The organism is Virgibacillus sp. 7505, from assembly GCF_002272135.1.
In the GTDB taxonomy this organism is placed as follows: Bacteria; Bacillota; Bacilli; order Bacillales; family Amphibacillaceae; genus Terribacillus.
Genome location: NZ_NPBF01000025.1, coordinates 1 through 15,082 on the forward strand (window position 1 = coordinate 1; position 15,082 = coordinate 15,082).

Sequence of the window (15,082 nt, forward strand, 5' to 3'; positions counted from 1 at the left end):
ATTTTTAAAAATGGTTGTACGAAATTTTATTGCACTAATACATAGTAGCAGTATTGGTCCGGTAGTTCAGTTGGTTAGAATGCCTGCCTGTCACGCAGGAGGTCGCGGGTTCGAGTCCCGTCCGGACCGCCATACATAAAACGTTCAAAAGCTTTAGGATTACTCCTAAAGCTTTTTTTATATGTTTATTTCCCATCCGATCAATGTAATGCTTTCTGCTGCACCTGCAGCCTGGGCATTTGCAAGCATTGTCCGCATAAAATGCGGCATGCTCTCGCTCTTATTAAAAGCGCTCTGAAGTCGGGAGGCACTTTTATATGGTGATACAGGAAAGCACTGTAATCCGATTGTGGAGAGCAGGATATGGTTGCTTCCGCTTGAAAGAGGAACACTTCCCATATTAAAGACGGGTACTACTTGATCAAACGTATTATCAGCACCAATTTTACCTGCACTGTTTTGCTGATTCAGCTGGACAGAATTGTAGTGATTTGGGGATGGTACTAGATGATAAAGCGAATTTTCCCCAATGGATAACCAATACAGATAACCTGCTTTACGTACGGCGATTAAGCAAGAAGCATTACCGTTCACCTTAGCTGCTGTAGAACGGAATCTTACGCTGTTGAACATACTCATCAGAAAGCTGTCTATCTTTTTTATAGCGCTTGAAACATCTTCATCAAGCGTCTCTGTGATCTTCCTTTGTCTGAGTATGAGGGAGTCCGCAATGAAGGCTGCGCTTTCTACTGTATGCTGTGCCGCCATGACAACTGCAAGCTCCCAATCGGATCCTGTAAGGATAAGACAAGCATTCTCGTTTTTATAAGCACCATGGGCGATGCTTCCGCCGAAGCGTCCGATCCAGACATGCTGGTATCCGCTCAGATCGACTTGGTCCAGATAGGATTTCATCTCACCATTCCAGCTGTAGTTGTACATTTGCTCTAATGCTTCCATATGCATACTCCTTTATTGGCTGATAGTATAAGTATTCTCCACAAATCGAAGAAAGCCTTTTTGTTTCTGTGCTTTTGCTTTTGGGCTATATTTTGCTATGATGAATAGATGAACAAAGAATGAAAGTGAGTCAGGTGACGGTTATGACCCAAATTATAAAGAAGATGCATACAATAGAAGATACCAATTCGTTTGGCCGAAAGCTTGCCGAACTGCTTCAGCCTGGAGATATGATCACGATGGAAGGAGACCTTGGTGCAGGAAAGACGACACTGACTAAAGCAATTGGTGCAGGTCTAGGGGTGAAACGGACGATAAACAGTCCTACTTTCACTATCATCAAGGAATATGAAGGACGTCTGCCTCTATATCATATGGATGTTTACCGGTTAGAGGACAGCGATGAAGATATCGGTTTTGAGGAATATTTTTCAGGGGAGGGTGTTTCCATTGTGGAATGGGCACAATTCATTGAAGCTTACTTGCCGAAAGAACGACTGGAGCTTACGCTCAAGCATGATGGAGAAGCAAGAACAGTCTTGCTGCAGCCGATTGGTGAACGTTATGAAAAGCTTTGTAAGGAGTTAACGGAATGAATATATTAGCGATGGATACTTCCAATCAGCTGCTCGGAGTAGCGATTGTGAAAGATGGAGTGACACTAGGCGAACATGTCATGCATGGGCACCGTGATCACTCGGTTCGATTGCTTCCGGCAATCGAGCAATTGATGAAGGAAACAAAAATGACTCCTGCTGATCTGGATCGAATTGTCGTTGGCCAGGGACCTGGATCATACACAGGTGTTCGAATCAGTATGTCAACTGCGAAAACAATGGCATGGGCACTTGGCATCGACGTTATCGGTGTTTCAAGTCTGGAAGGTCTTGCACATCAAGGAGAGCTATTCTCAGGGTATATCTGTCCTTTCTTCGATGCACGCAGAGGTCAAGTATATACGGCCCTTTACACCAGTAGTAGTGATTCATTTGAACAAGTAGAAGAAACCGTCAATCCGCTATTCTCAAATTGGCTGGAACAGCTGCGGGAAAAAGGGGAAAGGATATTGTTCCTAAGCCCTGATATCGACATGTATCGCAGTATGATCATGGAAGTACTGGGTGAACAAGCCGTAATCCCGGAAACTGCTGTACATTATGCTCGTCCCTCTGTACTTGCTCAAATAGGAGCAGCAAGGAAAACAGATGATGTACACCAAATCGTACCGAATTATGTTCGTATGACAGAGGCGGAATCAAATTGGCTAAAGCAGCAGGAGCAGCAGAAGTGAGCGCACAGGTTTCCGTACGCCCGATGCGATTAGCCGATGTGCCAGCTGTTCATACAATCGAGACAGCATCTTTTGCAACTCCATGGACCATCGATATCTTTGAACGTGAGATAATGGAGAATACGTTTGCTAATTATTTTGTCATTGAAAGTGACGGTGTGATTGCTGGTTATTGCGGGATGTGGCTCGTCATCGATGAAGCACAGATCACGAATATTGCTATCCTGCCGAATTTTCGAGGACAGAAACTGGGTGAGAAGTTATTTGCTCATGTGATGGAACAGGCAATACTTGCAGGGGCTTATCGTTTATCTCTTGAGGTACGTGTATCTAATATACCGGCACAGCATTTATATCGGAAATTTGGTTTAGTACCAGGCGGTATCCGAAAAAACTATTATACAGACAATCAGGAAGACGCGATTGTAATGTGGGTGAATTTATGAAAACATCAGAACTTATCTTAGCTATAGAAACAAGCTGTGATGAAACAGCAGCGGCAGTCATCGAAGGAGGCAGGATCATCAGATCCAATGTTGTTGCTTCCCAAATCGAGAGCCATAAGCGTTTTGGCGGTGTTGTTCCGGAAATTGCGTCAAGGCACCATGTGGAACAGATTACGCTCGTCATTGAAGAGGCTATCGAGCAAGCTGGAATCCAGAAAGAAGAATTGGATGCCATAGCTGTGACTCAGGGACCTGGTCTTATCGGCGCATTGCTTGTCGGGGTGAATGCCGCCAAAGCGCTGGCATTCTCCATCGGCAAACCGCTGATTGGCGTCCACCACATAGCAGGACATATCTATGCCAACCGTTTGGAGCAGGAGTTCGAGTTCCCGCTGCTGGCATTGGTGGTTTCTGGCGGTCATACAGAGCTTGTTCTTATGAAAGAACATGGCAGCTTTGAAGTAATCGGGGAGACTCGTGACGATGCAGCTGGTGAGGCTTATGACAAGGTAGCCAGGACATTGCAGCTGCCTTATCCAGGAGGCCCACGCATTGATAAGCTGGCAGCAGAAGGCGAGCAATCGATCGATTTCCCTCGTGCCTGGCTCGAGCCGGAGAGCTATGATTTCAGCTTTTCAGGTTTGAAGTCTGCGGTCATCAACACATTGCATAATGCTAAGCAAAAAGGACAAACGTTGGAGCCAGCAGATGTTGCCGCAAGCTTCCAAGCCAGCGTAGTGGATGTGCTTGTAGGGAAGACGATCCGAGCAGCTGAAGCATTCGGCGCTAAGCAAGTCATTGTTGCAGGTGGTGTTGCTGCTAATAGAGGTCTGCGCGCTTCTTTGGAAGAAGTGTTTGCTGACAAGCAAGCTGATCTGCTTATCCCGCCGCTTGCTTTATGCACGGATAACGCAGCCATGATTGGTGCAGCTGCATCCATTCTTTATCAGCAAGAGAAATTCGCTGATCTATCAATGAATGCTAAGGCATCCATGCCGTTATAAAAAAAGCATCGTTTTCATGAAGAAAACGATGCTTATTTTATTCACATTATATATTCTGAATTGTGTATAACTTATTGAAACCCACTATTAGTACCAGGTAAAGAAGTGGATAAATCAGTGGAAAAACTCTGTGGATTCTGTGGATATTGTGTATAACCTTGTGTATATCCCATTAAATCAACAATGAAAACGCATTTAGTCTTGTGTATAACTTTCTTGTTCTTCGCTAAGTGTTTCCCATTCCTCCATCACTTCCAGAAGTGTTGCCTGAAGTTCTTCATTCTTTTCAGTGATTTCCTGGGCCTTCTGATAATCCTGGAAAATGTCCGGATCTGTGAGCAAAGTCTCATTGCTTTCAATCTCAGTCTCCAGTTCGGCTATCTTCTCTTCCAGCTCCGAAATGCGTCGTTCCCGTTTCCGTATTTCCCGCTTTACTGCCTTATCTTGATGATAAGAGGATTTGCTCTCCTGTGTAGCAGTTGTTTGCTTCGTTTCTGCAGCAGAAGCCTCCAGAGCAGCAATTTCCCGCTTCTCTTGTTTCTTTTCGATAAAATAATCATAGTTGCCCAAGTAGGATATAATCTGCTTGTCCGCCATTTCCAGTACTTGTGTGGAAACTTTATTCATGAAGTATCGGTCATGTGAGACAAAGAGTATAGTACCCGGATAGTCGGCTAATGCACTTTCCAATACTTCCTTGCTGTCTAAATCAAGGTGGTTGGTCGGTTCATCCATGATCAAGAGATTGGATTTCTGCATCATCAGCTTCGCAAGGGCAAGACGTGCTTTTTCACCACCGCTTAGCGTGTTGACGACTTTGAGGACATCATCGCCAGTGAACAGGAAATTGCCGAGAATTGTGCGGATATCCTTTTCATCCATAAGTGGATACTCATCCCATAGCTCGGCAAGGACACTCTTCGAGGAATGCAATTCTGTTTGCTCCTGGTCGTAATAGCCGATGCTGACGCCTGTCCCAAGTTCCACATGACCGGACTTAGCAGGCAGCTTTCCAATGATGGTCTTGAGCAAAGTCGTCTTACCAGTTCCATTTGGTCCAGTAAGAGCAATGCGGTCTTGACGATTCATATGGAAGGTAACGTGTTCGAAGACAGGTGAGGTACTTTCCGGATACTGATAGGACAAGTCCTTTACCTTCAATACATCATTTCCGCTCCGCCGATCAATATCAAATGTGAGTTTCGCAGAAGATGCATCATGAAGCGGCCGATCGATTCTCTCCATCTTTTCCAGCTGTTTGCGTCTGCTTTGCGCGCGCTTTGTCGTTGTGGCACGTGCGATGTTCTTTTGGACGAATTCTTCCATCTTTTTAATTTCGGACTGCTGCTTCTCGTATTGCTTCAGCTCCCGCTCGAAATTGGCAGCTTTCTGTTCAAGATAGTTACTGTAATTTCCTTTATAACGAACAGAGTGATTATGAGCTATCTCAATGACGGTATTGACGGTTTTGTCGAGAAAGTAACGGTCGTGCGATACAACTACGACAGCACCCTGGTAGCTGCTCAAATATCCTTCCAGCCAGTCCAAGGTAGAAATGTCCAAGTGGTTAGTCGGCTCATCCAGTATTAACACGTCCGGTTTCTGGAGAAGAAGCTTACCTAAAGCAAGTCGCGTCTTTTGACCGCCGCTTAATGAACCTATCGGTGTGGACAAGTCCTTATCTCCGAATCTCAAACCGTTCAGTACAGAACGGATATCTGCTTCATACTGATAGCCTCCGTTCAAGCGGAAGGCCTGCTGTTTAGTATCATAATTGGTTAAAAGCTGCTGGTAGGCAGTCTCGTCTGAAATAAGTTCAGGATCTCCCATCCTTGCTTCCAGACGGCGCAGCTCTTCCTCCTGCTGTATAAGATCTGCAAAGACAGTTTTCATTTCTTCCAGGATGCTTTTTTCAGACTCCAAGCCGGTATGCTGCTCCAAATACCCAAGAGTGGCATCCTTTGCTAAGAATACATTTCCTTCGTCATAGCTTAATTCCCCTGCAAGGATCTTCAGCAAGGTCGATTTTCCTGCACCGTTTCGTCCGACAATGGCTAATCGGTCCTGTGTTTGTACTTCCAGTTTTATATTGGATAAAATGACGTCTGCGCCAAATAGTTTCGTTATATTGTTCGCTTGCAATAAAATCATTCTGTTCACCTCATACTATCAGTGTATCCTATGTGACAAAACAGTAGCAAGCACCGAATTCCTGCGCTTTTCGCTTTCATGCGGATGGACATCAGAAATGAATTTGTTAAAATGGAGACAAGGTATGTCTTTGTGAATCTGTACAAGACTTTCCTTCTCAAATCTGTTAGAATAAGTTGTTAACTATAATCGTACTTTGTGAAAGTATCATATGTAACAATTCAAGGACGAAGCCGCAGGCAGCATCTGCAACTCCTTACAGATGCGAGAAAGGAACCTGTCTGCATCCATTATTCCATTATTTAGGAATAGGTGCTGATCATATACGACAGAAGGTAACAGAACGAAAGCGTTCTAGTCCGATAGGCCTTTTTGATCAGCTGCATGGCTGCACGAAGTTCCCTTCTGGAAGCTGCAGGCTTTAGGAGGATAAATGAGCATGTATATGGACCAAAATAAAATACCAAAAGCTACGGCAAAGCGGCTGCCGCTTTATTATCGATTTCTCAACAGTCTGCATCTGCAGGGGAAGACAAGAGTCTCTTCAAAAGAACTCAGTGAATCGGTTAAAGTAGACTCAGCTACAATCCGCCGGGACTTTTCCTATTTCGGAGCACTTGGCAAAAAAGGCTATGGTTATAATGTAGAGTACTTGCTGAACTTCTTCCGGAAAACACTAGATCAAGATGAGATCACAAGAGTGGCGCTGATCGGGGTCGGTAATCTTGGAACAGCTTTCCTGAATTATAACTTTACGAAGAATAACAATACAAAAATAGAAATGGCTTTCGATACGGATCCAGGAAAAGTTGATCATAATATCGGTGGTGTCCCTGTATACCATATCGATGATCTGGAACAATATATCAGCAATGTTAGTGCAGCGATCCTGACGGTGCCAGCACATGCTGCACAAGCAATTACCGATCGTCTTGTCGAGTGCGGTATTGCTGGAATCCTGAACTTTACGCCAGCGCGTATTGCAGTACCGAGCAATATTCGTGTTCACCATATCGACTTGGCTATTGAATTGCAGTCATTAGTTTATTTCTTGAAGCATTATTAATTCAAGCACCTCTCATGCAGAGGTGCTTTTTCTTTAGAAAGACAAACTGGAATCAATTTATGTTTTTATCGTATCATTCACGGCTAAATCAAGATCAGGCAGAGAAACTAGAAATGTAAGCTGAAGGGAAGGTGTAAGCATGGAGCATCAAGAAGCCATCACATTAGAGAATGTGACGTATGAAACGGAGAAAAACCATATCCTCCACGATATTACAGGTGCATTCACAAAGGGGAGGATTACAGCAATAATCGGTCCATCAGGCGCAGGGAAAACGACACTTTTTCGATTATGCAATGGATTACTGTCACCCTCACGCGGAAATATCCTGATTGATGGGAAGGAAATCGTAACGTTTGATCCTGTGAGCTTACGCCGTCATGTCGGTATTGTTCTCCAACAAGCAATCATGCTTGAAGGAAGCGTTCGTGATAATCTGGCATTGCCATTACAGCTCTCTGAAAAGGAGCTGTCTGATGATGAGGCAGAGCGGATGATACAGTTGGTAGGCTTGGAACCTGACATCTTGAATCAGAATAGCAGGGAGTTATCAGGCGGGCAGAAGCAGAAGGTCTCTATTGCTAGAACACTGCTGAATGAGCCGGGAATTTTACTGCTGGATGAAATCACATCTTCCTTGGATCGAGTTTCTAGGCAGGATATTGAGAATCTGATGAAGCGGGTCAATAGAGAGAATGGAACGACGATCATCTGGATCACGCATAACTTGGAACAAGCAAAGACGGTTGCAGATGAAGTCTGGGTCATGATGAATGGCACTATTGCCGAAGCAGGACCGATTGCCATACTTGACCATCCAGAGAATGATGCCGTTAAGCACTTTGTCATGGAGGAGAAAAAATGAATGCACTTGCTTTGTTACTCACTCTGATATTTGTCCTTATCCCACTTTTCTTATCTAAGACATTACAACTGGGACTCGAAAAAGATACGGTCATTGCAACAGTACGTTCCATTATCCAGCTGTTTGCAGTTGGCTATGTACTGCAGTTTATCTTCGATTCCGGTAATATCCTTTATATTTTCCTGATGGTGGCGCTCATGATCGGTGCAGCAGTACAAAATGCAAGAAAAAAAGGTGCATCTATCAGAGGCATTACATGGAAACTGGTGCTTACATTCGTGGTAATCGAAGTACTGACACAAGGGATTCTTTTAGGACTTCAGATTACTCCTCCAACTGCACAATATATCATCCCATTAAGCGGAATGGTTATAGGGAATTCTATGGTGCTAGGTATTTTGTTTTTGAATCGCTTCACTTCAGAAGTGGCATCCAGAAGAGAGGAAACAGAGCTTATCCTTTCCTTAGGCGGCACACCGAAGCAAGCGATTCAACGCTCCCTGCTGGCATCCATTAAGGCAAGTACTATTCCCACGATAGAAAGCCAAAAAACGATCGGGCTAGTTCAGCTGCCAGGTATGATGAGCGGTCAAATCATTGCCGGAGCAGATCCGCTCCAGGCAGTTATGTTCCAGCTCCTGATTCTCTTCCTGCTGCTTACAACAGCCATTGTGACAAGTATCTTGCTAGGCTTCTTGTCGTATCCAACGAAGTTTAATGAACGGATGCAGGTTATCGATTAGAAAATCGCCTCTGCAGCAAATATGAAGTTGTCAATACCGCAAGAAAAGCCGCCTATATAAAAAGGGCGGCTTTTCTTGTTCTACAATGGAAAAGGTTCAAACTCACTACCAATTATAGTGCCATCATACACAAAGCTGACCGTACTGCCCTCCTGCCATACGCCGACTTCATAATTGTCTTCTGCTCCATACAGAATCAGTGTGGCATCAAGGGCTTGATAGGAAGCTTCAGGACTCATTTCCTCTCGTTTGCATGTGTTGATGCATTTCAGTATAGAATCGATCCGCTCCTTATCTGTAACTGTCACAGATGATTTAGTGGCTTCTGGAGCATACACCTCGATCTGTCTTATAGTATCTTCAATAAGTGCATCCTGCTTAAAAGGTTTGAAAGCAGCAAATATCAAGACAGTGACTCCGGTAAGCAAGAGAAAGATGATAAGGAAACGGATGGTCTTGGTAAGCAAGCAAAATCCCCCTAAAGTCTTTTCTTCATCATCTCACACTTTTATAAAAGGAATTTTAATGATATTGTAAATATCATACAAATAAATTTCGGGTATCGAAGTATTAGCGCCTCCTCGTTTGTTAGCGCTGTTTTAAGGGAAAAGGCTACTATCATAGTTGTAGGAGGCGCTAGTATGTATGAGAAAATCCTATTGGCTGTCGACGGTTCAGAGCACTCAATGAGAGCGACAGAAGAAGTAATCAAAATCTGTCAGGCCAGCACAGAGCCTGTACAGCTGGAAGTAACCCACGTCATACAAGATATAAAAAATAGCGAGATTGTTCTGCAGCAGGTAAAGCCGGATGATAGGAACCGGGACGGAGAACTTCGTATCCAGTCAAATGAAGCGGAACTGCAGAATGCGAATATTCCCTATACTCGTACCATCGAACGTGGAGATGCCGGTAGAACAATTGCCAATATGGCAAACAATGGTGCGTTTGACTTGGTTGTACTAGGAACAAGAGGCTTAAATGGCTTTCAGAAGCTTGTGGTTGGAAGTGTAAGTACAGAAGTGATCAAAAGAGCGAATTGCCCAGTGTTGGTCGTAAAATAGGAAGCGTTACCAACTGGAGTGAAACGCAAAAACAGTTGGGAGTATGCATGTGAGTAAACTAGAATCCAAGTGGTTGGTCGTTGTAGCTGTCCTTTTTGGGACTTTCACTGTTATTTTGAACAATAGTATGCTGAATCCGGCGCTGCCATCATTGATTTCTACATTCGATGCCAATGCTGTCAGTGTCGGCTGGATACTGACGATCTTCATGGTTGCAATGGGGATGACGATGCCAGTCACCGGCTACCTTGGGGATCGGTTCGGGAAAAAAAGTATTTACTTATTGGGCCTTGTTGTATTCCTTACAGGGTCCATCTTCGGTATTTTTTCCGGCAGTCTGCCATTTGTCATCACGGCGCGTTTTATTCAAGGAATCGGCGGTGGATTGATGATGCCGATATCAATGGCACTCATATTCCAGGCCTTCCCGAAGCAGGAGCGCGGACTTGCAGTCGGTGTATATGGTGTAGCGGCAATGGTAGCTCCAGCAATCGGCCCGACGATTGGCGGTGTGCTGATTGCTTACTTACCATGGCCGTTCCTATTCGCTTTTAATTTGCCGTTCGGTCTTCTCGGTTTACTGATGGCTAGTCGCTACTTGAAATCCACAGCCGCTGATCCAAAACGCCGCTTCGACAAGGGTGGTTTTGTATTCGTTACGCTTGGTATCGGTTTAGTTTTGTACGCACTGGGCCGCGGACAGACACTGGATGTGCTTGTATCGCCATTTAACCTTTCGCTGATAGCAGCGGGGATACTAGCTATTGCGATTTTTGTTTTTTATGAGCGGCGCAAAGAGCAGCCGTTATTGGAGCTCTCACTGTTCCGTAATCCAAGCTATACAGTTTCGATACTTGTAACAGCGACAGCGTCCATTGGACTATTTTCTGGGATATTCCTGCTGCCATTATTGATTCAGAATGTGTACGGACTTAGTGAGATCCAGACAGGGCTCCTATTCTTACCGGCAGCATTATTCAGCGGGGCCATGATGTCATTGGGCGGGAAGCTTTTAGATAAAAAAGGGCCGCGCTGGGTAGTGCCTCCGGGGCTGCTGATTTTGGCGATAGCTACTTTTCTGATTGGAAACCTTAGTCTGTCTACACCATTCTGGCTCATCCTGGTAATCAATATGCTTCGGGGTGCAGGACTCGGTCTCAGCAATATGCCTGCAACGACTGCAGGGATGAACGACATACCAGAACATCTTGTATCCCAAGGCTCTGCGATGAACAATGTGTTACGGCAAATATCTTCCGCCTTCGGTATTGTGTTCTTCAGTATCTACTTTGAAGTGCGGCGAGCGCATCTCACAGCTGCAGGAGAAGCAGTCCAACAGGCGAGCTTACAGACAATCAATGAGGCTTTTGTATTTTCAGGAATCTTAATTCTCATTATGGTGCCGATATCTTTCATTATGCGTTATAAAACAGGGAAGAAACAGGAACAAAAAGCCAAAGAAGTTTCCAATGGTTGAAGTAAATTCAAGCAACCGATAGTACGGAACGGATGGTTAGAGGGGAAAGCATTTCCCGGGAAACTGGCCTGCTCAAAAGGAAAATCCTTAAAATTGAATAAAAAAAATAACCTCTGAAGCAATCAAATGCTCCAGAGGTTATTTTTTAGAAGTCTACGTCTTTGCTTTCAAAGGCAGCAATATATAGCTGTTTCATTTGCTCAACAGATGTCTCCCGCGGATTTGTGCCAGTACATGGATTTGTAACTGCATTAGCATCCATGTATTCTACGTGGTCGTAGAACACCAGCACCGCCGCCGATTCCAATAACCCAGCCCGGGCCGAATTCTTCAGATGCTTTTATAGTAAAATATAATAAGATACCCATCCTGACGGTGACAGGATGTTTTTTCATTTGACGGATTGTGTAATATGAAATGCGACAGCTAAAAACAAAGTAGCCCAATGAATGGATTTGTGAAAAAATGAAAGTTTTAGGATCTAAAGACTATAGAGCAAGTTTTTATTACGCAAATATAAAGTATGACGATTTAACTATGATGGCAGAACTGACTAGTTTAAAAATAAATATAAACAATCACTTAGATTCTTAGATTTAGGGGTTCAAGCAGGAGAGATCTTTGAAGGGACGGGGAAGTATTTTATGAGGATAGTGTCCTTATGTGGGAGGCTCTCTTTAATGAAGCGCATTTAAAAAGTGAGGAACTTGGTGAGGTTCTTACTCCTCTTTAAATTCTATGAAAAAAAGCTTTGTAATCTGGATTACAGAAGATTAAATTAAGGTAGTTTATGATGAATGTAACACTCCGCTATAGATTATGTTACATGAGGAACGGATGTCATTCGCAACATTGAAAGGAGAGGCAGAATGTTACATTATAAGGCGATGGAAAATATAGAATCATTTTTGCCACAAATAAAGATATTTGAATCGCTACCGGTAGAAATTATCCGTGAAATCGAACAATTGGTAACAAAATCAAATACGTATAAGCTTTCAAAAAATTCTATTCTTCAGACGCCCGGGAATGAAAGGAAGGGCTTATTTTTCGTAATTGCCGGTAAACTTCGCTTGTACAAAACCAATTCGGACGGCAAACAACACACGGTCTGCATCCTAAGTGAAGGCGGCATGTTCGGTGAAGTTGAAACGTTTTCATTAGGCACAACAGGGGCTTATGTGGAGACGATGGAAGACTCGATTGTTTTTTCGATTCCGACTGAACAATTCGAACCTCTCTTAAGAAAGTATCCTGAATTATCTTTACGATTTTTATCAGAAATAAGCAAACGCCTGCGAGATCAGGAGGAATTGGTGGAAAAATTGGTTTTCAGGGATCTACGTGGTAAAGTGCTTTACTTTCTCCACCGACTATCTAAGAAGTTCGGAATAGAAGAAAGTGGATACCTAAAAATAGATATTCCGTTGACTCATCAAGAATTGGCCAATATGATCGGTGCCACAAGAGAAGCTGTATCGATTATCTTACAGGAACTATCTAATGAAGGTATTATCGTGACCAGCCGTAGAATGGTCATGGTTCATATTGGAAAAGCGATGAAAGAACTAGCTTGATTTCATGACTCGTATGAATTTCCATTCGAATGTATGCTTTCGGCGTAATCTACATTACTGATGAATTCTTCATCTAGCCTTATGATAAATGGCGTAACGGAAACTTATAGGAGGGGAGTCAACATGACCAATCAACAAGTTCAGCTCAATATTCGATTCAAAGCTAAACCAGGGAAAAAAGAAGAATTCCGCAAGGAGCTATCTTCCCTTATTGAGGAGATGTCAACCGAAAAGGCATTTATTAGTGCCATTGTATCAGACGATCTGGATCAACCGGATGACTTGATCATTTATGAAACATGGCAAGGCACGAGAGATAGCTGGCTTGCAGAGGAATTTGTTAAACCATACCGCAAGAATTACGAAGGAAGACTGGATGATCTAATTGTGGATAGAAGCGTCAGCTGGCTGCAACCGACGGGCGAATGGGGAAGTCATATAACGAATGCGTGATGAAGTTGAGACACTTAACGTTTTAAGGTCTGGGACGATACAAAAATATTATGGGAGGCATATAGATATGGGGAGATTTGAAGGAAAGGTAGTAGTTGTCACAGGAGGAACAAGCGGTATCGGACTTACGACCGCACAACGATTTGTTTCTGAAGGGGCCTACGTATTCATTACCGGCCGTAGACAAATGGAGCTGGAAGCAGCTGTGAAATTGCTTGGTGAACGCGTTACCGGCGTTCAAGGTGACATTTCCAATTTGAAGGATTTGGACAAACTGTTTGATAAGGTTAAGCAGGAGAAAGGACATCTGGATATTCTCTTCGCAAACGCTGGAATTGGCAGTATTCTACCCTTAAGTCAAATTACGGAAGAGCAGTACAACACGACTTTCGGAGTGAACGTAAAGGGTACTTTATTCACCATACAAAAGGCTTTGCCACTGTTTCCAGATATGACAGGAACCATCATCTTAACGGGATCGACGGCTGGTACGATCGGCGATCCAGGATTTAGTGTCTACGGAGGTAGTAAGGCGGCTCTCCGTCAGATGGCGAGGAGCTGGATAATGGATTTGAAAGGTACAGGGATTCGACTTAATGTACTGAGCCCTGGCGGCGTTCATACTCCTGCTTATGATGATATGTTTGGCGAGGCGGTAGATCAAGTCCTTGAATCAGCGAAGAATACCGTTCCGCTAAGCCGCATGGGCAAGACGGAGGAGATTGCCGACGCGGTTATGTTTCTGGCCTCGGAGGAAAGCAGCTATGTGAACGGCATCGAATTGTTCGTAGATGGCGGGATGGCTCAAGTCTGACCGTGAATAAGAACGATGAGTAGTCATATTTAAGCAGTTCCTAATAAGCCATGTATCAAAATGGAACTCTGAAGCTGGTAAAGCATACAGAGAGTTTCAAACCGATATACTCCTATATGATGGTCAGGTCGTAAAAAACTGGCATTCACCAGCTGTTGATAAGTTTTTGGATGTAGTACTTGAGCTTTCCAAAAGAAAATAGAAGTATGAATGCATGAAAAAAGAGGGCGAGTGAGCCCTCTTTTTCTCATTGCTTCAAGAACTGTTCTTCGAAGAAGTCCAGCTGATAATCCAAAGTCAATGCATCATTGAACAGGAATGCATTCGCATCTGCAGTCAAAACATGTCCTTCTTTTACAGCAGGTATTTCTTTGAACATTTCTGTTTCCTGATATGAATTATCTTGATCGCTATACTCACTGATAACAAGATAATCGCCAACATATTCAGGAAGTACTTCTGAGGAAATCATCGTATAGCCGTCTTTTTCAGTCATTTCCTTTACTTTATCCGGCATTGAAAGTCCCATTGCTTGATAAAGGACTTCTGTACCGCGCCCCCAGCTGTCTCCAAGCACGCCCATGCCTTTTTCATAGCTTTCCATCACAGTGACAGTTGCATCCTCGCCAATTTTGGCTTTGATTTCATCACCTGTCGTTTTCGCTCGTTCTTTGAAGTCATCGACCCATTGCTGTGCTTCATCACCTTTATTCAGCAGCTTTCCGATTTCGACATGCTGCGTTAGGTAATCGACTTTGTTATACGTATACGTGACAGTAGGGGCAATTTCTTTGAACTTATCCAGATTCTTTGTTGTGTCGGCAGCGATGATCAGATCAGGCTTCAGTTCAAGGATTTTTTCAACATCTTCCTCGCTTACTGTTTCCGCATCTTTTAACCCGTCTGCAAGAACAGGGCTGCTTTTTGCCCATTGATCTACACCGACAATATTAACGCCAAGGGAAAGTACATCACCAGCATATGATGCTAGGACTACAACTCTTTTTGGATCAGTAGGGACTTCAACTGGACCTGTTTCAGATTGATATGTAAATGTTTCGTTTGTCTCTTTTTCGTTGCCAGAGGCCGTAGATTCCTCTGAAGAACCGCATGCGCTGAGAATGAGAAGGAAGAGGCCGATTATAGCAATTAGTGCTTTTTTCATTTTTAT

General features: G+C 43.7%; 17 protein-coding genes and 1 tRNA gene. 13 read left to right on the forward strand and 5 right to left on the reverse strand.

Going from position 1 to position 15,082, the window contains the following annotated elements:
• Nucleotides 1-55: 55 nt before the first annotated feature.
• Nucleotides 56-132 (forward strand) — tRNA-Asp (locus CHH91_RS09740).
• Nucleotides 133-177: 45 nt separating this feature from the next.
• Here the strand turns inward: CHH91_RS09740 and CHH91_RS09745 are convergent.
• The gene (locus CHH91_RS09745; protein ID WP_095223256.1) at nucleotides 178-960 is read right to left on the reverse strand and encodes a hypothetical protein; all 783 of its coding nucleotides are present in this window, start codon (nucleotides 958-960) and stop codon (nucleotides 178-180) included.
• 143 nt (nucleotides 961-1,103) lie between these two features.
• On the opposite strand from CHH91_RS09745, the gene tsaE reads away from it, so the two are divergent.
• Genes tsaE through tsaD form a run of 4 tightly spaced genes read left to right on the forward strand, consistent with a single transcriptional unit; the run spans nucleotide 1,104 to nucleotide 3,701 of the window.
• The gene (gene tsaE, locus CHH91_RS09750; RefSeq protein WP_095223257.1) at nucleotides 1,104-1,556 is read left to right on the forward strand and encodes a tRNA (adenosine(37)-N6)-threonylcarbamoyltransferase complex ATPase subunit type 1 TsaE; all 453 of its coding nucleotides are present in this window, start codon (nucleotides 1,104-1,106) and stop codon (nucleotides 1,554-1,556) included.
• Nucleotides 1,553-2,251 carry a tRNA (adenosine(37)-N6)-threonylcarbamoyltransferase complex dimerization subunit type 1 TsaB gene (tsaB, locus tag CHH91_RS09755; RefSeq protein WP_095223258.1) on the forward strand — a complete coding sequence of 233 codons (699 nt, stop codon included), beginning with the start codon at nucleotides 1,553-1,555 and terminating at the stop codon, nucleotides 2,249-2,251. Before tsaE ends, tsaB begins: the two co-directional genes overlap by 4 nt.
• Nucleotides 2,248-2,697 carry a ribosomal protein S18-alanine N-acetyltransferase gene (gene rimI / locus CHH91_RS09760; protein WP_286160766.1) on the forward strand — a complete coding sequence of 150 codons (450 nt, stop codon included), beginning with the start codon at nucleotides 2,248-2,250 and terminating at the stop codon, nucleotides 2,695-2,697. The genes tsaB and rimI overlap by 4 nt, the downstream gene beginning before the upstream one ends.
• On the forward strand, nucleotides 2,694-3,701 hold the full coding sequence (gene tsaD, locus CHH91_RS09765; protein WP_176465747.1) for a tRNA (adenosine(37)-N6)-threonylcarbamoyltransferase complex transferase subunit TsaD: 1,008 nt from the start codon (nucleotides 2,694-2,696) through the stop codon (nucleotides 3,699-3,701). The genes rimI and tsaD overlap by 4 nt, the downstream gene beginning before the upstream one ends.
• Before the next feature lie 195 nt (nucleotides 3,702-3,896).
• On the opposite strand, the gene CHH91_RS09770 is transcribed toward tsaD, so the two are convergent.
• Nucleotides 3,897-5,852 (reverse strand): ABC-F family ATP-binding cassette domain-containing protein, encoded by a 1,956-nt coding sequence (locus CHH91_RS09770; protein WP_095223260.1) that lies wholly within the window; start codon nucleotides 5,850-5,852, stop codon nucleotides 3,897-3,899.
• A gap of 439 nt (nucleotides 5,853-6,291) precedes the next feature.
• Here CHH91_RS09770 and CHH91_RS09775 point away from each other — a divergent pair, with 439 nt between their 5' ends.
• The 3 genes from CHH91_RS09775 to CHH91_RS09785 all read left to right on the forward strand — a co-directional run bounded on the left by CHH91_RS09775 (nucleotide 6,292) and on the right by CHH91_RS09785 (nucleotide 8,526).
• On the forward strand, nucleotides 6,292-6,918 hold the full coding sequence (locus tag CHH91_RS09775; protein WP_095223261.1) for a redox-sensing transcriptional repressor Rex: 627 nt from the start codon (nucleotides 6,292-6,294) through the stop codon (nucleotides 6,916-6,918).
• A 139-nt stretch (nucleotides 6,919-7,057) separates the two neighbouring features.
• Nucleotides 7,058-7,783, forward strand: a complete 726-nt coding sequence (locus CHH91_RS09780; RefSeq protein ID WP_095223262.1) for an ABC transporter ATP-binding protein — start codon at nucleotides 7,058-7,060, stop codon at nucleotides 7,781-7,783.
• A complete protein-coding gene (locus tag CHH91_RS09785) occupies nucleotides 7,780-8,526 on the forward strand; it encodes an ABC transporter permease (protein WP_095223263.1) in 747 nt (248 codons plus the stop codon). The genes CHH91_RS09780 and CHH91_RS09785 overlap by 4 nt, the downstream gene beginning before the upstream one ends.
• An 80-nt stretch (nucleotides 8,527-8,606) precedes the next feature.
• On the opposite strand, the gene CHH91_RS09790 is transcribed toward CHH91_RS09785, so the two are convergent.
• Nucleotides 8,607-8,993 carry a hypothetical protein gene (locus CHH91_RS09790; protein ID WP_095223264.1) on the reverse strand — a complete coding sequence of 129 codons (387 nt, stop codon included), beginning with the start codon at nucleotides 8,991-8,993 and terminating at the stop codon, nucleotides 8,607-8,609.
• 174 nt (nucleotides 8,994-9,167) lie between these two features.
• On the opposite strand from CHH91_RS09790, the gene CHH91_RS09795 reads away from it, so the two are divergent.
• Both CHH91_RS09795 and CHH91_RS09800 read left to right on the forward strand, forming a co-directional pair.
• The gene (locus tag CHH91_RS09795; RefSeq protein ID WP_095223265.1) at nucleotides 9,168-9,590 is read left to right on the forward strand and encodes a universal stress protein; all 423 of its coding nucleotides are present in this window, start codon (nucleotides 9,168-9,170) and stop codon (nucleotides 9,588-9,590) included.
• 43 nt (nucleotides 9,591-9,633) lie between these two features.
• A complete protein-coding gene (locus CHH91_RS09800; protein WP_483372396.1) occupies nucleotides 9,634-11,067 on the forward strand; it encodes an MDR family MFS transporter in 1,434 nt (477 codons plus the stop codon).
• A gap of 145 nt (nucleotides 11,068-11,212) precedes the next feature.
• Here CHH91_RS09800 and CHH91_RS20260 read toward each other — a convergent pair whose 3' ends face one another.
• Nucleotides 11,213-11,353, reverse strand: coding sequence for an iron-containing alcohol dehydrogenase (locus CHH91_RS20260; protein WP_141234150.1), 141 nt, complete (start codon nucleotides 11,351-11,353; stop codon nucleotides 11,213-11,215).
• 583 nt (nucleotides 11,354-11,936) lie between these two features.
• Between CHH91_RS20260 and CHH91_RS09805 the strand changes: the two genes are divergently transcribed.
• From CHH91_RS09805 to CHH91_RS09815, 3 genes are all read left to right on the forward strand, one after another.
• Nucleotides 11,937-12,644 carry a Crp/Fnr family transcriptional regulator gene (locus tag CHH91_RS09805; protein ID WP_095223267.1) on the forward strand — a complete coding sequence of 236 codons (708 nt, stop codon included), beginning with the start codon at nucleotides 11,937-11,939 and terminating at the stop codon, nucleotides 12,642-12,644.
• 123 nt (nucleotides 12,645-12,767) lie between these two features.
• On the forward strand, nucleotides 12,768-13,097 hold the full coding sequence (locus CHH91_RS09810) for a putative quinol monooxygenase (RefSeq protein WP_095223268.1): 330 nt from the start codon (nucleotides 12,768-12,770) through the stop codon (nucleotides 13,095-13,097).
• Nucleotides 13,098-13,164: 67 nt separating this feature from the next.
• Complete coding sequence (locus tag CHH91_RS09815; RefSeq protein WP_095223269.1) at nucleotides 13,165-13,911, forward strand: SDR family NAD(P)-dependent oxidoreductase; 747 nt, start codon at nucleotides 13,165-13,167, stop codon at nucleotides 13,909-13,911.
• 247 nt (nucleotides 13,912-14,158) lie between these two features.
• On the opposite strand, the gene CHH91_RS09820 is transcribed toward CHH91_RS09815, so the two are convergent.
• Nucleotides 14,159-15,076: an iron-hydroxamate ABC transporter substrate-binding protein gene (locus CHH91_RS09820; protein WP_095223270.1), complete on the reverse strand. Its 918-nt coding sequence runs from the start codon at nucleotides 15,074-15,076 to the stop codon at nucleotides 14,159-14,161.
• Nucleotides 15,077-15,082: the final 6 nt, after the last annotated feature.